This is a genomic window from Thalassobacillus devorans, assembly GCF_900176565.1.
In the GTDB taxonomy this organism is placed as follows: Bacteria; Bacillota; Bacilli; order Bacillales; family Halobacillaceae; genus Thalassobacillus; species Thalassobacillus devorans_A.
Window position 1 is genome coordinate 201,259 of sequence record NZ_FXEH01000003.1, and the last position, 21,136, is coordinate 222,394.

General features: G+C 42.2%; 23 protein-coding genes. 14 read left to right on the forward strand and 9 right to left on the reverse strand.

Annotation, left to right across the window (positions count from 1 at the left end; translation table 11 throughout):
- Positions 1-3: 3 nt before the first annotated feature.
- On the reverse strand, positions 4-999 hold the full coding sequence (locus B9Y67_RS01680; protein WP_085505058.1) for an LLM class flavin-dependent oxidoreductase: 996 nt from the start codon (positions 997-999) through the stop codon (positions 4-6).
- 143 nt (positions 1,000-1,142) lie between these two features.
- On the opposite strand from B9Y67_RS01680, the gene B9Y67_RS01685 reads away from it, so the two are divergent.
- Positions 1,143-1,469, forward strand: a complete 327-nt coding sequence (locus B9Y67_RS01685) for a thioredoxin family protein (protein ID WP_085505059.1) — start codon at positions 1,143-1,145, stop codon at positions 1,467-1,469.
- Between the two features lie 59 nt (positions 1,470-1,528).
- On the opposite strand, the gene B9Y67_RS01690 is transcribed toward B9Y67_RS01685, so the two are convergent.
- The 3 genes from B9Y67_RS01690 to B9Y67_RS01700 form a co-directional block, all read right to left on the reverse strand.
- The gene (locus B9Y67_RS01690; RefSeq protein WP_085505060.1) at positions 1,529-2,785 is read right to left on the reverse strand and encodes an efflux RND transporter periplasmic adaptor subunit; all 1,257 of its coding nucleotides are present in this window, start codon (positions 2,783-2,785) and stop codon (positions 1,529-1,531) included.
- A gap of 18 nt (positions 2,786-2,803) precedes the next feature.
- Positions 2,804-3,475, reverse strand: a complete 672-nt coding sequence (locus B9Y67_RS01695) for a hypothetical protein (RefSeq protein ID WP_254901666.1) — start codon at positions 3,473-3,475, stop codon at positions 2,804-2,806.
- A 256-nt stretch (positions 3,476-3,731) separates the two neighbouring features.
- Positions 3,732-4,742, reverse strand: coding sequence for a C40 family peptidase (locus B9Y67_RS01700; protein ID WP_085505112.1), 1,011 nt, complete (start codon positions 4,740-4,742; stop codon positions 3,732-3,734).
- Positions 4,743-5,128: 386 nt separating this feature from the next.
- On the opposite strand from B9Y67_RS01700, the gene B9Y67_RS01705 reads away from it, so the two are divergent.
- The gene (locus tag B9Y67_RS01705; protein ID WP_085505062.1) at positions 5,129-6,019 is read left to right on the forward strand and encodes a diacylglycerol/lipid kinase family protein; all 891 of its coding nucleotides are present in this window, start codon (positions 5,129-5,131) and stop codon (positions 6,017-6,019) included.
- 169 nt (positions 6,020-6,188) lie between these two features.
- A complete protein-coding gene (locus B9Y67_RS01710) occupies positions 6,189-7,874 on the forward strand; it encodes an IS1182 family transposase (protein ID WP_254901667.1) in 1,686 nt (561 codons plus the stop codon).
- Between the two features lie 91 nt (positions 7,875-7,965).
- Here the strand turns inward: B9Y67_RS01710 and B9Y67_RS20390 are convergent, their stop codons facing one another.
- The gene (locus B9Y67_RS20390; protein ID WP_139823697.1) at positions 7,966-8,184 is read right to left on the reverse strand and encodes a hypothetical protein; all 219 of its coding nucleotides are present in this window, start codon (positions 8,182-8,184) and stop codon (positions 7,966-7,968) included.
- A 140-nt stretch (positions 8,185-8,324) separates the two neighbouring features.
- Here B9Y67_RS20390 and B9Y67_RS01715 point away from each other — a divergent pair, with 140 nt between their 5' ends.
- Both B9Y67_RS01715 and B9Y67_RS01720 read left to right on the forward strand, forming a co-directional pair.
- Positions 8,325-8,711, forward strand: a complete 387-nt coding sequence (locus tag B9Y67_RS01715; protein WP_085505063.1) for a VOC family protein — start codon at positions 8,325-8,327, stop codon at positions 8,709-8,711.
- Positions 8,692-9,105, forward strand: coding sequence for a rhodanese-like domain-containing protein (locus B9Y67_RS01720; RefSeq protein WP_217807560.1), 414 nt, complete (start codon positions 8,692-8,694; stop codon positions 9,103-9,105). Before B9Y67_RS01715 ends, B9Y67_RS01720 begins: the two co-directional genes overlap by 20 nt.
- Positions 9,106-9,132: 27 nt before the next feature.
- Here the strand turns inward: B9Y67_RS01720 and B9Y67_RS01725 are convergent, their stop codons facing one another.
- Positions 9,133-9,744 carry a class I SAM-dependent methyltransferase gene (locus B9Y67_RS01725; RefSeq protein WP_085505065.1) on the reverse strand — a complete coding sequence of 204 codons (612 nt, stop codon included), beginning with the start codon at positions 9,742-9,744 and terminating at the stop codon, positions 9,133-9,135.
- Between the two features lie 162 nt (positions 9,745-9,906).
- Between B9Y67_RS01725 and B9Y67_RS01730 the strand changes: the two genes are divergently transcribed.
- The 4 genes from B9Y67_RS01730 (at position 9,907) to B9Y67_RS01740 (ending at position 13,007) form a co-directional block, all read left to right on the forward strand.
- On the forward strand, positions 9,907-10,371 hold the full coding sequence (locus tag B9Y67_RS01730; RefSeq protein ID WP_085505066.1) for a MarR family winged helix-turn-helix transcriptional regulator: 465 nt from the start codon (positions 9,907-9,909) through the stop codon (positions 10,369-10,371).
- A gap of 66 nt (positions 10,372-10,437) precedes the next feature.
- Positions 10,438-10,566 carry an RAxF-45 family protein gene (locus tag B9Y67_RS20895; RefSeq protein ID WP_254901668.1) on the forward strand — a complete coding sequence of 43 codons (129 nt, stop codon included), beginning with the start codon at positions 10,438-10,440 and terminating at the stop codon, positions 10,564-10,566.
- A 93-nt stretch (positions 10,567-10,659) separates the two neighbouring features.
- Positions 10,660-12,501: a ribosomal protection-like ABC-F family protein gene (gene abc-f, locus B9Y67_RS01735; RefSeq protein WP_085505067.1), complete on the forward strand. Its 1,842-nt coding sequence runs from the start codon at positions 10,660-10,662 to the stop codon at positions 12,499-12,501.
- Positions 12,502-12,593: 92 nt separating this feature from the next.
- Positions 12,594-13,007: a hypothetical protein gene (locus tag B9Y67_RS01740; RefSeq protein WP_085505068.1), complete on the forward strand. Its 414-nt coding sequence runs from the start codon at positions 12,594-12,596 to the stop codon at positions 13,005-13,007.
- A gap of 138 nt (positions 13,008-13,145) precedes the next feature.
- Here the strand turns inward: B9Y67_RS01740 and B9Y67_RS01745 are convergent, their stop codons facing one another.
- Complete coding sequence (locus B9Y67_RS01745; RefSeq protein ID WP_085505069.1) at positions 13,146-14,243, reverse strand: SDR family oxidoreductase; 1,098 nt, start codon at positions 14,241-14,243, stop codon at positions 13,146-13,148.
- A 126-nt stretch (positions 14,244-14,369) separates the two neighbouring features.
- Between B9Y67_RS01745 and B9Y67_RS01750 the strand changes: the two genes are divergently transcribed.
- The 5 genes from B9Y67_RS01750 to B9Y67_RS01775 all read left to right on the forward strand — a co-directional run bounded on the left by B9Y67_RS01750 (position 14,370) and on the right by B9Y67_RS01775 (position 19,075).
- Positions 14,370-15,005, forward strand: a complete 636-nt coding sequence (locus B9Y67_RS01750; protein ID WP_369668731.1) for an SDR family oxidoreductase — start codon at positions 14,370-14,372, stop codon at positions 15,003-15,005.
- 180 nt (positions 15,006-15,185) lie between these two features.
- Positions 15,186-15,446: a glutaredoxin family protein gene (locus tag B9Y67_RS01755; RefSeq protein ID WP_085505070.1), complete on the forward strand. Its 261-nt coding sequence runs from the start codon at positions 15,186-15,188 to the stop codon at positions 15,444-15,446.
- A gap of 608 nt (positions 15,447-16,054) precedes the next feature.
- Positions 16,055-17,167 carry an IS110 family RNA-guided transposase gene (locus tag B9Y67_RS01765; RefSeq protein WP_085504929.1) on the forward strand — a complete coding sequence of 371 codons (1,113 nt, stop codon included), beginning with the start codon at positions 16,055-16,057 and terminating at the stop codon, positions 17,165-17,167.
- 720 nt (positions 17,168-17,887) lie between these two features.
- A complete protein-coding gene (locus tag B9Y67_RS01770) occupies positions 17,888-18,277 on the forward strand; it encodes a YppG family protein (RefSeq protein ID WP_085505072.1) in 390 nt (129 codons plus the stop codon).
- Positions 18,278-18,388: 111 nt separating this feature from the next.
- Positions 18,389-19,075, forward strand: a complete 687-nt coding sequence (locus B9Y67_RS01775) for an alpha/beta hydrolase (RefSeq protein WP_085505073.1) — start codon at positions 18,389-18,391, stop codon at positions 19,073-19,075.
- Positions 19,076-19,137: 62 nt separating this feature from the next.
- Here B9Y67_RS01775 and B9Y67_RS01780 read toward each other — a convergent pair whose 3' ends face one another.
- On the reverse strand, positions 19,138-19,995 hold the full coding sequence (locus B9Y67_RS01780; protein ID WP_085505074.1) for a DegV family protein: 858 nt from the start codon (positions 19,993-19,995) through the stop codon (positions 19,138-19,140).
- Between the two features lie 25 nt (positions 19,996-20,020).
- Positions 20,021-20,950: a DMT family transporter gene (locus tag B9Y67_RS01785; protein WP_085505075.1), complete on the reverse strand. Its 930-nt coding sequence runs from the start codon at positions 20,948-20,950 to the stop codon at positions 20,021-20,023.
- Positions 20,951-21,136: the final 186 nt, after the last annotated feature.

A 21,136-nucleotide genomic window follows, 5' to 3' on the forward strand; every position in this document is an offset into this window, starting at 1 on the left:
CCTTTAATCCGAAAGTTGAAAGGCTTCCGCTATTAATTGATAAGAACGCAGACGTTCTTCAAAAGGATAAACAATTGTATTAATAATAATTTCATTCACCCCGTATCCTTCTGCTAATACCTCTAACTCGTTTTTCACCTGCGAAGGATCGCCGACTACCATACGCTTTCGGTTTTCTTGAATACGTTCTTTTTCAAATAAAGTATATGGATATTTTCTTGCTTCTTCAGGGCTGGGAAAATGATCCCTTTGTCCGCCTTGCTCTATTTTCAATATTGCCAAGTCCAGACTGGAAGCGAGGTATTCCGCCTTTTCTTTTGATTCAGCGCAAATAGCAAAGACGGATACATTGCCATTTGGAACGGTTTGTTGGCGGGAAGGTGCAAAATGGTCATAGTAACGTTTCATTGCTCTGGTGCCACCATAACCATTGATAAAATGAGCGAAAGAATAGGAAGTACCCAATTCAGATGACAGACGGGCACTAGTGCCGCTGGAGCCCAGCATCCATATGTCGGGTGCCGTTTCACCGACAGGGGTAGCATAGACGTCCATTTCATACGGATCACTCCCCTGGAGGTAAGCCATCAACTCCCGTACTTGTCGTGGATAGTGGTCAATGGAGGGATGTTTCCCATTATTCAAAGCAAGGTTTACGTTGGGCAAGCCACCGGGAGCTCGTCCCACACCTAAATCGATGCGGTTGGGGTGAAGGGTCTCCAGAACCCGGAAACTTTCCGCTACTTTATAGGCGCTGTAGTGTGGAAGAAGGATACCACCTGTTCCGACTTTGATATGTTCCGTATTGGCGGCCAGATGTGCGACAAGGATCTCGGGGGCGGAGCCTGCAAGACTTTTTGTGCTATGATGTTCAGAAACCCAGAAACGGTGATAGCCAAGTCTGTCTGTTGATTGTGCTAATTCGGTGGTTTGTTTCAAAGCTTGAGAGGGAGTATGGTTTATTAAAATGGGTGATTGATCTAACACGCTCAGTTTCATGGCTTTCTCCTTTCTGCTACACGTTTATCCTGCCATTACTTCTGAACGGTTGCAACTTATCCGCATAGGGAAAGCAGGCATAGATGCAGGTGGATTGTGGAAAATAGTATATATTAAATTGAAAATGGGAAAGGAGTGAGACGTTGGAACGCTTTTATGAAATAGAGGGACTTAAAGAACAAATTGCAGAAAGTCAGCTGGCATTATTATATATTTCCGGTGCGAACTGCTCTGTTTGTCATTCATTATTGCCTCAGGTTGAGGATGTCGTAAAGGAATATCCCGAACTGGATGCTTACCAGATTGAAGTGGAAGATGCTCCTGCTGTAGCTGGAGAATACACGGTATTTACGGTGCCAGTCGTCATTATTTTTGTCGACGGAAAAGAATATGACCGCAAGGCCAGGTTCGTACCAATAGAAGAGTTGAAGCAACAATTATCGAAGTTAAAATCCTTAATCTTTGAATGAAAGAGCTGTAAGCATAAAATAAGCCGGCGAATGCTGTCATAAGCAATGCCGGCTTGTGATTATCTTGCCATCAGGCCCATAAGGCCATAACTCAACATTGTATCCTTATTAATAGTAAAAGTGTCTTTCAGCCTTAATTCATTGGTTTGAATAGGGGTGAAAAAAGTGGCCCCCCTGCGGAATTGAGCGTGTGGGGTGTGAGCCAGCATTTCACCGGACTCTAAACCTTTCACGACTTCTACCAGACCATCGACCTCAAGAGCAGTTTCAACAGGGCGGTGTTCTAATTTCCCGCTCTCATCCATTACCCAGGCAAACAAGTTTTCTTCCGTAGATAAAAGAGGAGCAAAGGCTGTTACCGCTCCATCTGCCCGGTCGGTAATGATCGATACGGCTGCATGGTATCCAGGCAGGATATCAGCAAGGTCTTCTTCGATTGAAACTTCAAAAGGGTATTCGCTGGTTTCTTTGACAGAGATTTTATCAGGGAATGTTTGTACAGATGAGACAGTTCCTGTAATCGATAACTCCTCCTGGTCAGGAATTGTAATTTTCACTTCCATTCCTTCTTCCACACGTTTACGTTCGGCTTCATCCAATTCCCCTTCCGCCTGGAGGGTGGTGGCTTGCAAGGTGATGATAGGGGAATCCAGTCCTTCATTGATATCCGTCACCACGCCATTGAATGGACTTTCGACTGTGATGGTTTGTCCCTCAGTTTCCAGCTCATTCAATTGATTCTCTACCATTTGAAGCATCGCTTCTTTTTGTGCTAACTCCATTTCTTTTTCGGCAATGGTTTGTTCCTTAAGGAATTCTGCTTCAGCATTGGGGTCGCTGTCTTCTTCCTCATCTTCTTGAGTGTCAGGAGCGAAAAAGCCATTCGTGCTATTATCACTGTTGGAGTCAGGAATTACATAGCTTTCTATTTCTGCTATATAAGCTTCGATCGCCGTAATTTCCCCTTGTAATGTGGATACCTCAGCTTCCAGAGAGGATTGTTGTGTTTCATAATCGGTAATTTCATATTCGTAGAGCTCATCACCTTCCCGTACTTCTTCGCCCTCTTCAATCAGGAACTCCTGAAAAGCGCCGCGGGTGTCATCAAAATAAACAGGATTTGTTTCTGTAGCGGTAAAGACACCGTCGGTCGGAAGCGTTTCAAGCAAGTCGTATGTAAAAGCTTCTGACCAGTCATTGATATAAGATTTTTGTACCACCCTGTCCTCTCTATCAAAGTAGATCAATAAAACATTGGTAAGGATGAAGAGAAGGGCCAGGAAAAAGCTTAAGCGTCGTTTCTTTTTTTTGCGCACGATATTTACACTCCCATCCTATCCATTCAAAATATAGAGCAGCAATAAATCATAATTGGCTAGTGCAGCCGTTCCGGCCCACAAAAGGATATGCCAGCTAATGACTCCAAGCCAAATCCAATGTTTTTTTGTGCTCGAAAGGTACTTCAGTGATTTGACCTGATACCATATAATCCAGATTTGGAAAAGTGATATCGCTCCAAAAAAATAAATGATCCATTCGATATCAGTAATGTAGGCGGCGGCCACTCCAAAGGAGAATGGAGAAACATACCAGTCGATTCCTGCATATACCATTAACGGAATCCAGGTGATTCTTTCCAACAGCATTACCAGTAACACATTCATTTGAATGATAATCAGTTTGCGATACCGCACATCATTGAATAACCACCAGAAGAGAGAGGATACGAAAAGAATGAATGCCGTAAATAAAATAGCATAGGCAACTCTTCCGATAAGGAACCATAATTTACGCATTTCGTATTCTGTATGGGTGAATTCTGTAGCATTAACGGATATCGGATCAGTACCGAGCCCAATCCAGCTGGTCCATATGTACGTAAGGATCGACACAACAAACAGTAAAAATAATAACTTCCAAAAGTTGAATAACTTCTCAGCGCGGTGCAGCTTAAATAGATGATCTTCCTGCCGAAAAAGCAGTTTCAATAGATTGATAGCATACATGATGGAATTCCTTCCCTTTAAGTCAGTAGGTCTGAATATTTTTTGTAAATATTAGTACCGCTCATTAATTGCTCTAAAATTGTGTTATCTTTTATTCTAGCTGAATTTCGACATACTTTCTATAAATATCCAAAATTTGTGGAAATCTGTTAGATTATATATATCACTTAAAAAAAACCACGTATTTTTTAAAAAATACGTGGTTTTTAGTTTAATGCTCCCATGATAAGGGTATCGCATTTATAACTTTATATTATTAGTAAGATTTAGCTCCTAGATAACGTGTCTTCCAGTAGGAAATATTCATATCAGAGATGGTTACACCGCTGCTTCCAGCATGGATGAATTGTCCATTTCCAAGGTAGATCCCTGCATGGGAAGGTCCGGCTTTATAAGTTTCAAAGAATACTAGGTCACCTACAGAAGGACTGCTTACAGATTTACCAACACTATGGATTTGAGCTACTGTTCTTGGCAGGTTAGTACCATTTTTAGCAAATACATAGTTCAAATACCCACTGCAGTCGAAACCGCTTGGAGAAGTACCACCCCATACATATGGTGTGCCCATATATTGCTTAGCAGTAGAAATCAAACCGGAAGTGTTTGAGCTAGTGCTTGTTTGTGTTGCGCTGCTGCTGCTTGAACTGCTTGTAGATGTTTGGGTCGGTGTTGAACTGGATCCATTGATGCTCAATTTTTGACCGACATGGATGACTGTGCTGTTCAAGTTGTTCCACTTCATGATGTCACGGTAGCTGACGCCATATTGAGAAGCGATCTTAGATAGATAGTCACCAGATTTAACTGTGTAAGTTGAACTGCTGCTGGATGTGTTTGAAGATGAAGAAGCCGTGCTGGTAGTCTGGCTGGATGATGTTCCTTCAAGCTTCAATGTTTGCCCAACATAGATAATGTGGCTTGAGATGTTGTTCCACTTCATAATATCCCTGTAATTAACCCCGAACTTTGCCCCAATTTTAGAAAGCGTATCTCCAGACTTGACCGTATATGTAGTCGCATTGGAAGAAGAGCTGCTTGAACTGCTAGAGCTGGAACTCTCAGAAACTTTCAATGTTTGTCCAGGATGAATAATGTCGGAAGAAAGTCCGTTCAGTTGTTTGATTTTATATATAGAAACACCATATTGTTGTGAAAACTTCCATAATGAATCTCCAGATTGAACTGTCACACTTTCTGCACCAGCGACTCCTGCGCCAATTGTAAGTGCACCCACAAAGCTAGTAGTAACGATTGCCTTCTTAATCAAGTTGTTTTTCATTTGTACCTCCAAAGGTTAGTTAGTTTCTAGCAAATTTTGCTAAACTCATAGTACCATAAACTTCCTCTATTAGAACATTACAGTATAATTACAATATGATTACAAAGGTCATAAATGAAATGTGAAGTGGGTATATTATAATTTGAGACTCTAGTTTATTACATAATAAGCAAGGCGTCACAAGCTGTCATAGCTCGTGGCGCCTTGTATTTGTTTTTGACAAAGTTCTTTATTATAAGTCATTCCCTGCATCTCTACTATAACTACCTGTTCGTAAACGGCTGTTGATGTTGGATAGTTTCGAATTAGGAGCAGAAGGTAATCATATAATCAAAGCCAGTATAATGAGACTAGAGAAACGAGGGTGACCGATGCCTGGATATAAGAGAGCACTATTTTTATATAATGGTAATGCCGGAAATGACAATATGGAACAGAAACTATCTCAGACGCTGCCTGTACTTGCTAAGGACATAAAAGAATTGATTGTATTAGGAACCTACCCAATCGAAGAAGCGCAGGAAGCCTGCCTTGAGTATGGGGAAGGGATTGATCTCCTGGTTATTTTAGGGGGAGACGGTACGGTGCACGCCTGTATCAATACCATCTCCAAATTAAATAGACGCCCGGTGATTGGAATTCTTCCTGGAGGCACAAGCAATGATTTCAGCAGAACATTAGAGATGCCCCAAAATTTAAATCAGGCAGCGGAGGCTTTAATGAACGGAAGGGAAAAACCTGTGGATGTAGGAAAGCTGGAAGAATGCTATTTCCTCAACTTCTGGGGGATAGGACTGGTAACAGAAACATCTTTTAATATTGATAAAGACCAAAAAAGCCGGCTGGGTGTGTTAAGTTACTTTATTAGTGCTTTAAAGACAATCAACCAGGCGGACCCGTTTACTTTCCAAATGACAATTGACGGGAAAGTTGTAGAAGAGGAAGCTATCATGGTTTTAGTGATGAACGGAAAGTTTTTAGGTACGAGACAGATACCAATCGAATCGATAGACCCGGGTGATGGTTTACTTGATGTTCTGGTTATCAAAAATTCAAACCTGACCTTGTTTAAAGAGTTGATGAATCTAGATCAGCCTTGGGCTGAGACGGAAAGCTTCCAGGAGTTATCGTATACAAGAGGAGAAAAGATAGAAGTAACCACCTCCCCGCCACAGCAAGTGGATATGGATGGAGAAATCAATTACGAGACCCCGTCTACGATTGAAGTGATTCCTAACCATCTCACATTTTTACATGCATAAATGATGAGGCTGGGACAAAACTCAACCTCTAAAACAAAGAAGAGCCCTGTGAACCAATTTGGTTCGCAGGGCTCTTCGATTTATGTTGGATTTTTTCATTTGAGTTAAAAATAAGAGCACCCTCTGATAAAATTAAAGTTCCTACACAATAACTCTCGGAGGTGCTCTTATGTTTAAGCAGTATAACATGAATCAAGTGGTTTTGCCTATGGACGTTGAAATGAAACTTCAGGAAAATGACATTGCCTATGCCGTCCACGAATTAGTAGAAAGTATTCCAGATGAAGCCTTTTCTGAGTTCTTGCGCGATACCGGATGCCCGGCTTATCACCCACGAATGATGATGAAGGCTATCTTATGTGCCTACACGCAATCGGTGTTTTCTGGCCGAAAGATTGAAGCTCTACTTAAGGATAGTGTGCGCATGATGTGGTTAGCGCAAGGGTATGAGCCCAGCTATCGGACTATCAACCGATTCCGCGTCCATCCATCTGTAAAAAAACTTCTTCGCCAGGGCTTTGTCCAATTTCGTTCCCGACTCGTTCAAGAGGATATCATTGATGAAGAAGCGATCTTTATTGATGGAACAAAGATCGAAGCCAACGCCAATAAGTTCACCTTTGTATGGCGAAAAGCTGTTGAAAAATATAGTGCGAGCCTCATCGAGAAGTCCAACCGCATGTATGATGAATTAGTTGAAAAGGAAGTCATTCCAGAAATCAAGAGGGAAAACCCAGAAGAATTGACCGTGGATGAGCTCTCCACCATTGCGGAAACACTGGAAGAAAAGGTGGAGGAATTCACTCAGAAAATCGAGGAGAGTGAAGACGTAAGCGAACGAAAACAAATGCGATCCGAACGCAAAGAGCCGAAGCAAGCCCACAAACAGTTTAAGGATTTTGTGGCACGCAAGCAAAAATATGAACGGGATATGGAAATCTTCGGGGAACGGAACAGTTATTCGAAGACCGATCATGATGCGACGTTTATGCGGATGAAAGATGATTATATGAAGAATGGGCAATTGAAAGCTGGCTATAACATTCAAATTGCGACGGAAGGTCAATACGCTCTCGCTTATGATATCTTTCCGAACCCGACAGACATGCGCACGTTCCGCCCTTTCCTTGACCGTATAGAAGAAGATTTCTTTGAACTTCCCAAATACATCGTCGCTGATGGCGGCTATGGAAGCGAAGAAAATTATGAAGATGTCCTGGAGAACCGGGAACGGGAACCTCTTATTACATACAATTCTTATCGCAAAGAAAAAAAGAAGAGCTTTCAAAAAAATGAATTCCACTCCGCCAACTGGGCTTACAACGAGAAAGAGGACGCATACACCTGCCCGAACGGGAAACGACTGCCATTCCGTTACCGATCTCAGAAAACGGACCGAAATGGTTATCAACGAGAGTTCAAGGTGTACGAGTGCGAAGACTGTACCGGTTGTCCCCTTCGTTCCCAGTGCACAAAGGCAAAAGAGGGGCACAATCGGAAAATCTATTATAACGAAAAGTGGGAACATCAAAAGAAAATGGTTAAAGAGAAGCTTTCGGACGAGAAAACGGGTGAAATCTACGGAAAACGAAAGGTAGACGTAGAACCAGTTTTTGGATATCTAAAGGCTAATTTGTGTTTCACTCGCATGTCCGTGAGGGGCAAAGAGTGTGTGGAAAATGAATTAGGATTTGCCTTCCTGGCCGTGATCTTGAGAAAGTACACGGCCAGGAACGTAAACCGTTTAACCAATGAGGAGATTCGTTCAGCAAAAAAGGGTTCCGGGCATCAAAATTCGATGCCCGGAACCCTTTTTTTACTATCTTCGGCTAGTTATGTCCCAGCCTCTTTTTAGCTGGAAAGTGGGTCTCATCCAGTTCCGACGCACAGGACGTGCCGTTTTTAGTCGAACGTCATTACTAGCAAGGCGCTTGCGCTTTTGTTATTTAGAAAAAGGTGTTTACAGGTCGATCTTCCTCATCTTCCTCATCATCGTCTGCAGCTTTGTTGATGGCGTCGGCAGTCTTATCTACGGTGTTCATAGCGGCACTTTCGACAGCTTCTGTCGCTCCCTGAACTGCATCAAATGCGGCATCAGCGCCATCCTTGATCGTTTTGGCTGCTCTTGTGACATTCTGTTGGACCTGATTTCTCTTCTTGACCATTTTTATCCACCTCCTGACATAAGATTAGTTTGTATTTCATCAGAATGGTTATGCGTATATGGAAAAATAAAAAACGTAATGGGAAGGATTTTCTTAACTTATGAGGAAACAGAAGTAGAAAGATAAAGGAGGTAATATTCATGAGTGAAAGTGGCTTCGGAGCGAAAGTCCATGCGGTTTTCGTACATACACAGGATTTGAAGAAATCAGCAGCGTGGTATAGTGACCTGTTGGGACTTCCGTTCTATGAAGAAAAGGTAGAGTCTCCAGTTTACAATATGCCGGTTACTGGGGAAACTTATATGACGCTGGATGATCATGCATTTGATCCGGATTATCAGTTTGAACCAGTACGCACCCCTGTATTCAACTTTTGTTCAGCAGACCTTGCAAAAAGCTATCAGTGGGTGAAAGAAAAAGGTATAATGATTGTGCGTGACATAGAGGAGCACGGGGACTTCGGCTGGTTCCATATCGAAGATCCTGATAAAAATGTGGTCATGATCTGTGGCACCGTTCAAACATGATAAAGAGGAGACAGCTATGAAAAAACTTGGTGTTTTATCTTTTATTCTGTTGACTTTCCTGCTTGCAGCCTGCCAGCAGGAAACGCAGGGGAGTTCAGAGATTTCAGCTAAGGAACTGGAGAGCCGGTTAGGAGATGCTAAAATACTTGATGTCCGTACAATGGCTGAATATGATTCTGGCCATGTACCAGGTGCTGAGTTGCTGCCGCTGCAGGGAATTGAGGCGAACCCATCTTCCTATGAATCATTGGCTCGTACGGAGACTTATTATATTATCTGCCAAAGCGGGAACCGTTCCTCGCAGGCAGTTGCGTTATTAGAGGAACAAGGTTTTGAAAATCTTGTGAATGTTACAGGCGGTATGAATGAGTGGCAAGGGGAAATGGAAAAATAAGAGGAGCTCTCTTGCTGAGAACTCCTCTTATTTATGTGAGACGGCAATTCCAAGGGGGTAGTGAACTGTATCCCGTGGAGGCTCAATTAAAACCCCTTTTTGGTAAAAGAATTCTTTCGACCTATAATCAGTAAATAAGTCCTTGAATTCTTCTGGGGTCAATTGATGGATATGGAAGGGAGAACTGCTTGGCTTGCCTCTTCCCTGGCCGAAAGGGGTGGAAACCACCAAAGTTCCGCCTTCCTTCAGCAAGTTATAGTAATTGGCTAACAGTTGTTCCTCATTCTCGATATGTTCATATGTTTCAAAGCTTAAGATTGTATCAAATGTTCCTAGTTTTTCGGGAAGTTCCGGATCGACAGCATCCATAACCTGATAAGTCGTCTTAGGGTGATAATAAGTTGCTTTGGCATAATCGATGATATCCGGATCAATATCCACGCCGATTACTTCATCGACTTCCTTTTTTCGTTCTTTTGCTACCATATGTGTGCCGTAACCTGCTCCGCAAGATATATCCAATACCCTTCCTTTTGCGTATGGCATGGCAAACTGATAACGTGCCATATGTTCGAGCAGCATACGGTTAGATGGTTTCATATACTCTGGAATCACTCGTTCGCCGGTATCTTCAACCACTTTCTTTTCACCGCTTTCTAGAATTGTAAGAATGAGAGGTTGCTCTCTTAGAATTATGCCATAAAAGGCTTTTATTAACCACTACACTATCGATTTGACAGGCATTCGCACGCGATTTATAATTATTTTAAATTCGAGATATTAACGAGAGGAAGAAACTTTATGGACGAAAAAGCGCAATACCGACAGAAAAAAGAGGATCCTTCCTTAAAACTATTCGTCGTATTATCAAAAGCAGAACGATCGGTTGAAGATCTTGTAAAAAAAGATATCCAGCGTTATGGGCTTAACGCTACGGAATTCGGTGTATTAGAACTATTATATCATCAAGGTGAACAGCCGCTGCAAAAGATCGGAGAAAAGATATTATTGGCCAGTGGAAGTATCACTTATGTCGTGGATAAGTTAGAAAAGAAGGCGTATTTAGAAAGAATTCCGTGTCCTAACGATCGCCGCATCACTTACGCTGCAATTACTCCGAAAGGGGAAAAAATGTTAAATGACATCTTTCCCGATCATTGGAAACAAATTGAGCAAATCACGGACGGATTGACAGAAGAAGAGAAACTGCAGGCAATTGAGCTGCTGAAAAAACTTGGGAAGCACGCCGATCAATTGAAGGGCTAGATTCTTTCAGAAAATTAAGATATAATATTAGTAATTTAAAATCCTGAAGGCGAAGGAGGTATGACGATGCTATACACTCAGAAGTGTGTGATTGATCGTGAATTGCTTTACATCAATCGTGCGCTTTTTCATGATTCAGCTGTCTACGGGACAAGTGTGCCCTTTTTTAGACAGTTGAATATTGAACATGTATAGCGTCTCATATCTGACAGATGAATAAAGAAACCTTATCTGGAAAAGTCAGAGGTCTGGGGACCTTTGGCTTTTTTTGTCTTTAGGAGGAAAAAAATGATTATTACACTAAAAGATATCAAGAAAATTGTCGGTGGCAGCATCTTGTTTGAGGAGCTTTCTTTCGAGTTAAATGAATATGAAAAAGTAGGGTTGGTCGGCCGCAATGGCAGTGGAAAATCAACTTTGTTCAAACTTATTACAGCCGAAGAACCAATAGATAGCGGGAATTTATTTATCCGTAAAGGTACGACCATGGGTTATTTACAACAAATACCTGAGGAATGGCAAGGTTCGGGTAGACAATTTTTAGAATCAAGCTTTGATTCTTTATTAGACATTGCCGACGAAATGAATGCGTTAGAAGCGCAAATGCAAAAAGCGGAGGATATGAATCGTGCCTTGGAAAGGTATGGGCAGCTTCAAGAGGAATTCGCCCGAAGAGGCGGTTATGAAATGGAAGCGACGATAAATAAAGTGGCGACTGGATTAGGTATAGAAATGTTATTGGACCAGAGTTTTGCCCAGTTAAGCGGAGGAGAACAGACTAAGTTAGGACTGGCAAAATTATTGATAACAGCACCTGATGTACTGCTTCTGGATGAACCGACCAATCATCTTGACCTTCTGGCGATTGAATGGCTGGAAAGTTATTTGAAGCAATATGATGGAGCTGTCTGTATCATTTCCCATGACCGTGAGTTTTTAGATCAAACTGTACAGGCAATTGCTAATCTCGAAGCGGGTGAGATTACCAGATATTCAGGAAACTACTCTGCATTTGAGCGGCAAAAAGAAGAGAAACTGCTGGCGGAGTTTCATCAGTACCAGGAGCAGCAGAAAAAAATCAAAAAAATGAAAGAAGCCATCAGGAGGCTGAGACAGTGGGCAAATGAAGCCACCCCCCCGAATCCAAAGCTTTTTAAAAAGGCGAAGAGCATGGAAAAAGCTTTGGAACGAATGGAAAAAAAGAAGAAGCCGCTGATTGATCCAAAAAAGATGAACCTTTCCTTAACAGCAGACGGGCGGAGCGGTACGGATGTCTTTCGAATAGAAAATGTACGTAAAAGCTTTGAAGGACGTGAAATTTTGAATGGGGTAGATCTTCATCTTCGGTATCAGGACCGACTGGCTATTGTCGGCGCGAATGGCAGTGGCAAATCGACGTTGATTAAACTGCTGTTAGGTCTGGAGGAAGCTGATAGCGGACTGATTCAAGGTGGAAGTTCACTGAAGATTGGATATTTGCAGCAACATCCTCTTAAGGACGTGCCGCCAGATATGCGAGTGATTGATTATTTCCGAAACGAAGTTATTGTAACCGAAGGGGAGGCTAGACAAATCCTTGCGAAGTTCATGTTTTATGGGTGTAACGTCTTTAACAAAGTGAAACAGTTAAGTGGCGGAGAGCGGATGCGTCTGAAACTTGCTGTTTTTATGTACCAGGGTATTAACCTTTTATTGCTGGATGAGCCGACAAACCACTTGGATGTCGATTCTCAAGAAGTGCTGGAAGAAGCCTTGATTGAGTTCTCTGGCACGGTACTCGGTGTCTCTCATGACAGATACTTCCTTAACCAATGCTTCTCTGAGACTGCCTACTTACTGGATGGACGCCTATACCGGTATCCTGGTAACTATCAAGAAACACAACAAAAGTGGAAAGAGCTGCAGGCGGCCGAGGAGGAAGTCTGCGAAAAGTCTCCTAGTATCAGAAAGGTGCAAAAGAAAAAAGCAAAAGATTATGAGCAGCTGATTCTGCTGGAAGAAGCAAATCTGCAGAAGCTGGAACAGCGGATATTGGAAAATCACGAACAGCAGGAAGGGGATCGTCTGAATAAACAAAAAGAGCGCCTGGAAGCAAAGATCACTGCACTTTATGATCAATGGATGGTTTAAAAAGTGACAGACCTGTGACAAACATCATAGTTAGACTTTCAAAAAGAATTTACTATATAAATAGTGAAATCTTTTGAAAGGGAGAGGATAGCATGGTCGATATGAATTTAACACCTCTTGTATTATGGATGATCTTTCCTTATGTTTCTGTTGCGGTATTTCTGATGGGGATGATATGGAAATATGAAGAAGGTGCCAAAAAGAAGCAGGTACATTTGATGTATCATGCCGCTATGATATCCCTGTTGATCATGAACGCCATTCTCCTGGCCGGCCTTTTTTTCAGCGAAGGCATTCAGTGGATCGGATGGTATCGAGATTTTCTATTGTTTCAGCCTGACACCAATGCGATTATGCCAGGCACTGTGATTTTACGGCTTCAGGTAGCGATGTTTTTCCTATCCCTGGTAATGCTCCCTTTTTCCATCTATATGCCTTCGTTGGCTTCCCCCTTCAAGCAACTTCGAAAGGTAAGGAGAAGGTTCGGAGAGGTTGTAACAGACTAGCACGTTTGGAGAAAGATAACAGAAGTCCTCTTCCATAAACATATAATAAATCCCTAAGAGCAGGTTAGGCACCCTGTCGCTCTTGGGGATTTTTTTATTTTTTATGAAAGAAAACAATATGGGCAGTGCAGCTTTAACTCAATGAATCGTTACTTGTTTATCAGGATTTTTACGGTTGGCTTTGTAATATTGGACTAGCTGTTCTTTAATACTGGCAAAGTCAGGGCATACATAAGGTGTGTCTGCCAGATCCTTTTCAGCTTGTGAAGCATCATAGTGACTGTCACAGGTGAAATAGTCTAAGGCTTCCCTTGGCATACCCAGCCATTTACGAATCAGTGGGAGCTTCAAAGAATTCCCGGCCCAGCCAAGAGGTACAGTAAAGCTTGGTTCCTTGGAAAGGTAAGATTGGGCAAGCAGCTTATATATATCTTTGGCAGTCAGTGGAGCGGGGTCGGTAAGATGGTATGTTTTCCCCCTGCCGACTTGGTGATGGCTGAGATGAATAGTGGCTTGGACGACATAGTCCCATGGGACAAGATTGACTTCCACCTTACCTTCGCCAAAATAAGGGAGAAGGGGAGCGTAGCTCATATGCGCCAGCATATTAAGAATAAAATAAGGACCGTCGAATTTGGAGGTGGTGCCATGTTTGGAATCGCCAACTACGATGCCAGGACGAATGATGGTCGTCGGTACCTCATCTTTGATCTCATGCACCAATTTTTCTGCTTCATATTTCGTATATTCATAATGGTTTTTAAACCCGGCATTATGTTCCAGTTCGTTTTCAAAAATCGTGCCAAAACGCTTACCTGAAACATAGGCTGTGCTGAAGTAAACGTATCGCTCCAGACTTTTCAACTGCTTTACCCATTCATTGACATGCCTTGTCCCATTGACATTCACCTGCCAGGCAGGGGTTAAAGGAACGGATAAATCATAGATGGCAGCCAGGTGAAAGAAATGGGTAATATCATCCATCCATGTATTTGATAGGGGATGGTCGATGCCGAGCCCAGGTTTAGTAATATCCCCTTCCATTACCTTCACTTGGTCTTCAGACAGATAGCTCCCTTTTATGATTTCTTTAATTGAAGTTTCTGCCTGGTTTTTCGTTTGTTTCAACGTTAACAAATAAATTTTGTCTACGGCGTACCCTTGACGAAGGATTTCTTCAATTAAATGTGAAGCGAGGAAACCCGGAAAGCCTGTAAAAAAGTATGTATTTGCCATTCCAAACGCCACCTTCCTTTTTACTTATTCGTTATAATTCGATGGTTTCCCTGAAATTTCCTGTAATTGTTTATAAAAAAATCATCACGGGAATGATGAATAGAGAGCAATTTTAAGGAGGATGATATGGTGCGCGTATTAGTGATTGGAGCCAACGGTAAAGTTGGTAAACTATTGATAAAAAAACTGAAAGACTCAGAGCATGTGCCTGTAGCAATGGTGAGAGATACGAACCAGGTGCCGCAATTTGAAGAAATGGGTGTAGAAACAGTGTTGGGCGACCTGGAGGGTGACTTCTCTCGTGCCTATTATACAATAGATGCAGTGGTGTTCGCTGCAGGGTCTGGACCAAATACCGGACCGGAAAAAACAGTAGTGATCGACCAGGAGGGAGCTATCAAGTCCGTTGAGCTTGCAAAGCGTTTCGGTGTTCAACGTTATGTCATGTTAAGTTCTATGGGAGCAGATACTCCAGGAGAAGGCCCGGATGCGATGAAGCACTACTTATATGCTAAACATCGCGCAGACGAATATTTGAAACAGTCAGGGTTAAATTACACGATCGTACGCCCGGGTGGATTAACGAACCACCCCGGTACAGGGAAAATTAAGTTTGCAGAAAAATTAAATGAGTTTGGCAGTATTTCCCGGGAAGATGTAGCCGAAACATTAGCATACCTGTTAAGTGTTCCACGAGCGGAACATGGGTCTTTTGAAATTTTAGAAGGAGATACCGAGCTGGAGGAAGTACTGGCATACTAATAAAAAAGCTGTCCTTGTAAAGGGGCAGCTTTTGTCACGGTATGATGACATTCATTATTTTTTTATTAAAATTTCAAGAAAGAGGTTTAGCCCTTTGGAGATCGGGGTAGACATCTTTATATACTACGCACTGAAAGAGATAGTGAGAAGTATTACTCGGATTTATTAGGGGGCACATCGATGACGGAACACGAAGTTGTTGTCTATGTCAGCAATAATTGTGCACATTGTAAAAAAGTAATCGCTAAGTTAAAAGAATGGAATGTAGATTTTAAAGAAAAAAATGTATCAGAAAATAAAAATCATTTTAAAGAATTGCAGCAACAAAAAATATATGGAACTCCCGCCACTTTCATTGACGGCACCAAAGTATTAGGCTTTCAACAAGGGAAGCTGCGAAGGTTGCTTGGAATCTATAATGATTTTTCTTTTAATTCTTAATAGGCGATAATGGAGAATAACTCTTATGAACAAGTGATGCGCTCACTTGTCTTTTTTTTACCTCCTGCCCTATTGATGTTGCATTTAAGCTCGTACTCACGTTCTGGATAAGTTGTTTCCGTTATGGTTGTGAGCGTTAGGAGGTCCGGGAAATCACTCGCTTTCCATGGGCGTACGGTGAGCTTCCTCGGGCTAAAGCCCTGCGGGATCTCACCTAGTCCCTCTCCCGCGGGAGTCTCGCCGTTTCCCTGCCCATCCTTGCCACCTATGTAATAAACGGCCCCTTCGATAGAAAAAGAGTGTAAAACTGAACCCTTCATTCTCACACATTTATAAAGGATGTAAAGGATAACAATGTTTTCTTTCAATTATCAGGGAGCGAATTCTACAATGTAAGATTTCAAAATCTTCCTATGGTAAGATCCGGTGGGGAACGGCGAGACTCCTGCGGGATGAGCATGACAGGTGAGACCCCGCAGAGCGTAAGCTCGAGTTATCATGAACGAAAACTAGCTCCTTACTCGTAAAATCGTAGGTTAATCTGGTTAGAATGATTACTGCTAAACAAAAACCAAACCAGAGCTACATTACGGAAGGAGCTAGTTATTATGAAGGATACCATTAAATACGTTGGTTTAGACGTATCAAAGGAAAAAATTGCAGTCGCTATCGCTGAAGAAGGGCGCGAAGCGCCCAGGTACTGGGGGATGATACCTCATACACCAGAAGCAATTAAGAAATTGGTGAAAAAACTTGGGGATCCAAAAGCCTTACGGTTTTGTTACGAGGCTGGCCCCACAGGATATGCATTATATAGGCTTTTCCTTACCCTGGATGTTCATTGTGAGGTTATCGCGCCGTCCTTAATTCCCCAAAGACCTGGTGAGCGTATCAAAACAGATCGCAGGGATTCTATTCGTCTCGCTCAATTATATCGAGCTGGGGAATTAACGTCTATTTATGTTCCCACCCCTGAGGATGAAGCACTTCGCGATCTAGTCAGGGCACGTGAAGACGCTAAAGAAGATGAGCTAAGGGCGAAGCATCGTTTAACTAAATTTCTCCTGCGCAATAATATTCAAGCACCCCCAGGAGTTAATAGGTGGACCAGAAAGTATCGAGATTGGCTGGATGCACTAAAGTTTGAACGCTCTTCCTTACAAGTAGTTTTTCAGGAGTATTATCATCAAATACAAGAGTTAGAACAACGAATTTTAAGACTGGAAGAAGAAATAAGAGTTCAGGCAACCGAAGGTGTGCACGCGCCAACCATTCAAGCTCTTCAATCATTAAGAGGGGTGGCGCTGATTACAGCAGCAAGTCTTGTAGCTGAAATTGGTTCTTTCAAGCGTTTTCCTTCTCCTAGACAGTTTATGTCTTATCTTGGATTGATTCCAAGTGAATCTTCAAGTGGGGAGAGTAGGCGACAAGGTGATATTACGAAAACAGGAAATCGCCACGCACGACGTTTATTAGTAGAAGCGGCCTGGAGTTATCGTTATCGACCTGCAGTAAAAGGAGAATTAAAAAAGAGACAACATGGTCAAGCCCCCAATATCCAATCAATATCCTGGAAGGCACAAAACAGGCTTCACAAGAAGTATTATCGATTATTATCCAGAGGTAAAGAAAGCGGTAAAGCTATTACTGCAGTGGCTAGAGAATTAGCTGGTTTTGTTTGGGCGATCACTCAAGAGTTAGAAGATGTTTCAAACATTTGAAATGTAGAGGTTTAACTGAATTCATTATAAGCTTCATTTAAATTAGATAGATGGATGAGAATAGGGCTCGAAGGCAAAGAGGTAATACCGGAAAGGAAAACCCACGTGCCTCCTCTGTGCTATTTCTATAAGAATAACGCACGTCTCGAGTTAGTGGATTAGTCCTTTATACGGAAAGATAAATTGTGAAAACCCACGGATATCAGAATGCAAACCGCAGTAGAGATTTTTGCCTTCGTGCCGTGTTCTTACCCTCTATTCAACTGTTTAAAAGGAATAAAAGGAGGGACGAACCGACGTTATCTTTAGCTTTAAAGTAGGGTCTCACCTCGCAGAAGACCAGTCAAGGAATACACTTGACAGCCCTTCTGCGAGGTGAGAGGTAATTGGTAAGCTAAAGGTAAGAGATAATTTAGCCAGAATGGCTAATAAGAGTAACCAAAGAAAGAAGCCAAAACAGCTTCTCTTCTTAAAATTGCCCAAAAATAATTTAAAAAACCTTGGAGAGTGGGAGCCTTGACAGTTTCGTTCATATCAGGAGGCTCAGCGCATGTCCGCGGAAAGGGAGTCGTTCCCCACCGGATCGTTGCTCAGACAATATTTTGAAATCAAGTCTTCGACTTTGTGGTTTGATAGTGGCTATTATAAGGAGCTTTCCATGTAATCACCTTTTTGTTTCAGGAACATAGGCTGTTTGTAGAAAGGAAGAGGGTGAGCAACATGTTTTCCTATCAAAACAGAAATTTTTACCCGGATGATCCATTTTTTCAGGATCCGCAATATCCCTACCATTACCAGCCAATGATGGAAGAAAATTTTTATAATCAACCGCAGAACTGGGAAATGGCTCCGACGCCTGGGAATCCATTTGAACTTTATACGAAACCTATGTTTCCTCAACAGAATAATATGTATAATAGTTATGGTCAGCAACCTTTTTACGCAAATAGTGGCATGAACCCTAAGAATATGGCGGGGTATTTCCAGGATCAAAACGGCCAGCTGGATATGGATAAAATGATGAAAACGGTTGGGCAATTAGCTCAGACGGCCAACCAGTTATCCCCAATTATGAAGGGGATTGGCGGGTTCATCAAAGGAATGCGTTAAAAGCGTGCAGGGCAAGGCCTTGGACGCTTGCTTGTTTTTTACTTTAAGAAAAGACTAAGGCTTTCGCCATAGAAACTCCAGGTTTTTTTAATTTACATAGGAGGAACGAACATGATCGGTTGTTTATGCATTCACGGTTATACAGGCGGTCCCTATGAGGTTCAGCCGCTAGTGGACTACTTAGAACAAAGAACGAATTGGATGTTTGAAGTCCCGACCCTTCCTGGTCATGGGAGGAAGCTTGACTTAAAAGGGCGTTACTATCAAGAGTGGATAGCGACAGCCGAACTTGCTTTCCTTAAATTGGCGAAGACTTGTGATGTTGTGTATGTGATCGGCTTTTCTATGGGCGGGATGATTGCCGCTTACCTTGCTTCAAAATACAAAGTGGATCGTCTTGTGTTATTATCGGCTGCAGGAAAATATATCAGCGTGCCTCAAATGTACAAGGATATTACAGATTTCGTGGCAGAGGCCTTGAAAGGTACACTGGCAGATAACGACCTTTTCCTTCATTACCAGGATAAATTGAAACAGACGCCATTTCCGTCTTCCATTGAGTTTGTAAAATTGATCCGATTTACGCGGCCTTTTTTGAAGGAAGTTCAGGCACCGGTGTTAATTATACAGGGGCAACAGGACGAGATGGTCCCGGATAAAGCAGCAATTTATCTGGAACAGGAAATTCCTTCAACAGATAAGCAGCTGGTTTTTATGAAGGAATCGAAGCATTTGATATGCCATGGGAAAGATAGAGAAGAATTATTTGAAACAGTCATGTCTTTCTTAACCAGATAATCAACGGGCAGGCAGGAAGAAGCCGGCAGATTATAGATAATCATGCCGGATTCTTTTTGGATTTAATCCCTGAAGAAAGCGATGACGAGACCGCCTTCTCCTGCGTAAGTAGAAATCAAAGGCCCTGTTTCCATAAACAGACTGTCTTTGAACTTATATTTCGATTTGATATCATTTAAAACCGTACGTCCCAGCTCTTCACTATTGCAATGGGATAGTGAAATGACACGATCTTCAAAGTTATTGGCATAGTCACCGATTTGTTCCACAAATCGGCGGAATGCTTTCTTATTTCCGCGGACTTTTTCAATTACTTCGATATCGCCTTTATCATCACTTGCTTTCATCAACAATTTAATGTTCAAAGTTTTGGCAATAGCTCCTCTGACTTTGTCTAATCGTCCACCTTTGATTACATTCTCCAGTGTCTGCAAAATGAACAATGTCGTAGTTTTCTCTATCCGTTCTTCCATATGGGAGGAAAGCTGCTCCAAGTTGTAACCTTCTTCCATTTTCTTTCCTGCTTCCTGGACGAGCAGTGCCACTCCGCATGATGCCGTCTTTGTATTCAAAACAACAACTTGTCTCTCCGGTTCTTCTTCTAATAACATATCTTTTCCCATTACCGCACTTTCGTAAGTGCTGCTTAGCCCTTTTGTCAAAGCGAGAACAAGAATTGGTTTATCCGGGTCAATATCTTTGCAAGCCTGATAAAAATCATAAGGACTGGGTGCCGAGGAGCGCGGAAGCTCATCGGCCTGTTTCAATTTTTCATAAAACAATGGCAGATCAAGCGTTTCCCCGGTTTTATATTGTTCATCCCCGAAATGCAGATTCAAAGGCACGATTTTTAAGTTATATTTATTCACTAACTCTTGGGGTACATCTGCTCCTCCGTCTATCATCAGTTGGATAGTCATCATTAACACCTGCTCTCAAAAGTTTTTATTTTTCCGTTTCCTGGTTTGTTTTACTTAAACGTGTCAATTTAGGTGCCACTTTTTTAGTCGTGCTGAAAATGAACATCATCAATCCGAATATGACGATAGTACCGCCAAGCCACTGCTCCCATGTAATCATTTCTCCAAGAATGATATAAGCGAGAATGGAAGCGCCAAGTGGTTCAAACAGGATACTCATCGAAATGGTAGAGGTGCTGAGCCACCTCAATGCCCAGTTGAACATGGTATGACCAAAGAAGGTCGGGATAATTGCCAACGCAATGAAAATCCACCAATGATCAGATGGATAACCGGTAAACGGATGTTGCAGAATCAGGTTATAGATGATTAAAACTGCGGATGCCATTGCGTAAACGACAAACGTATAGGTCATCAAGGATAACCGCTTTCGCAGGTTTTGACCCAGCAAAAAATATCCCGTCACCATAGCTCCGCCCAGTAATGCAAGAATATCACCAAGCAATGCCATACCGCTGATTTGAAAGTCCCCCCAGCCGATGATGACACTTCCGGTAAGGGTAATTACCATACTTAGAAGAGCTCCCGCTGTGAACCGCTCCTGGAAAAAGAGGTAGGTACCAAGGAATGCGAAGATGGGCTGCATGGTGACTAGAACGACTGAACTCGCTACCGATGTATAGTTTAATGACTCAAACCATAAAATGAAATGGAGGGCGAGAAAGATACCGGCAAAACACGCCAGGATCCAGTCCATCCATGATATTTTGCTGAATTCATGACGATATTTCCACAAGATGTATGGTGCCATGATTAAAACCGCAATTAGTAGTCGATAATTAGCAATAATAGAAGCTGGAGCTTCTGCTGCCAACTTTACGAAGATTGCTGCTGTTGAAACGGAGATTACCCCGATGAAGACAGCAATATATGGATTAAATGGAGGCTTATCCATCGGATCCCTCCTTGTTTCATCAATTTTTCTCCATTTTATCATTCATCTGTTTGAAAAGCATCTGAAAAATAGGTAGAATAAAAAATGGTCGTATGTTATGATGGATGAATCTATCGGACAAGTGGAGCGGCAGCCTCTTCCGTAAGTTGGGGGAAAGGCTTTTTTTACGTGACTTACTATAGAAAT

Coding starts and splice junctions, on each gene's coding strand:
- B9Y67_RS01765 (WP_085504929.1), top strand. CDS start 16,055: ATGAAGGATACCATTAAATACGTTGGTTTAGACGTATCAAAGGAAAAA.
- B9Y67_RS20390 (WP_139823697.1), bottom strand. CDS start 8,184: ATGGTCAAGAAGAGAAATCAGGTCCAACAGAATGTCACAAGAGCAGCC.
- B9Y67_RS01750 (WP_369668731.1), top strand. CDS start 14,370: ATGGTGCGCGTATTAGTGATTGGAGCCAACGGTAAAGTTGGTAAACTA.
- B9Y67_RS01745 (WP_085505069.1), bottom strand. CDS start 14,243: ATGGCAAATACATACTTTTTTACAGGCTTTCCGGGTTTCCTCGCTTCA.
- B9Y67_RS20895 (WP_254901668.1), top strand. CDS start 10,438: ATGCTATACACTCAGAAGTGTGTGATTGATCGTGAATTGCTTTACATC.
- B9Y67_RS01730 (WP_085505066.1), top strand. CDS start 9,907: ATGGACGAAAAAGCGCAATACCGACAGAAAAAAGAGGATCCTTCCTTA.
- B9Y67_RS01715 (WP_085505063.1), top strand. CDS start 8,325: ATGAGTGAAAGTGGCTTCGGAGCGAAAGTCCATGCGGTTTTCGTACAT.
- B9Y67_RS01755 (WP_085505070.1), top strand. CDS start 15,186: ATGACGGAACACGAAGTTGTTGTCTATGTCAGCAATAATTGTGCACAT.
- B9Y67_RS01785 (WP_085505075.1), bottom strand. CDS start 20,950: ATGGATAAGCCTCCATTTAATCCATATATTGCTGTCTTCATCGGGGTA.
- B9Y67_RS01775 (WP_085505073.1), top strand. CDS start 18,389: ATGATCGGTTGTTTATGCATTCACGGTTATACAGGCGGTCCCTATGAG.
- abc-f (WP_085505067.1), top strand. CDS start 10,660: ATGATTATTACACTAAAAGATATCAAGAAAATTGTCGGTGGCAGCATC.
- B9Y67_RS01740 (WP_085505068.1), top strand. CDS start 12,594: ATGGTCGATATGAATTTAACACCTCTTGTATTATGGATGATCTTTCCT.
- B9Y67_RS01680 (WP_085505058.1), bottom strand. CDS start 999: ATGAAACTGAGCGTGTTAGATCAATCACCCATTTTAATAAACCATACT.
- B9Y67_RS01710 (WP_254901667.1), top strand. CDS start 6,189: ATGTTTAAGCAGTATAACATGAATCAAGTGGTTTTGCCTATGGACGTT.
- B9Y67_RS01695 (WP_254901666.1), bottom strand. CDS start 3,475: ATGTATGCTATCAATCTATTGAAACTGCTTTTTCGGCAGGAAGATCAT.
- B9Y67_RS01780 (WP_085505074.1), bottom strand. CDS start 19,995: ATGACTATCCAACTGATGATAGACGGAGGAGCAGATGTACCCCAAGAG.
- B9Y67_RS01705 (WP_085505062.1), top strand. CDS start 5,129: ATGCCTGGATATAAGAGAGCACTATTTTTATATAATGGTAATGCCGGA.
- B9Y67_RS01770 (WP_085505072.1), top strand. CDS start 17,888: ATGTTTTCCTATCAAAACAGAAATTTTTACCCGGATGATCCATTTTTT.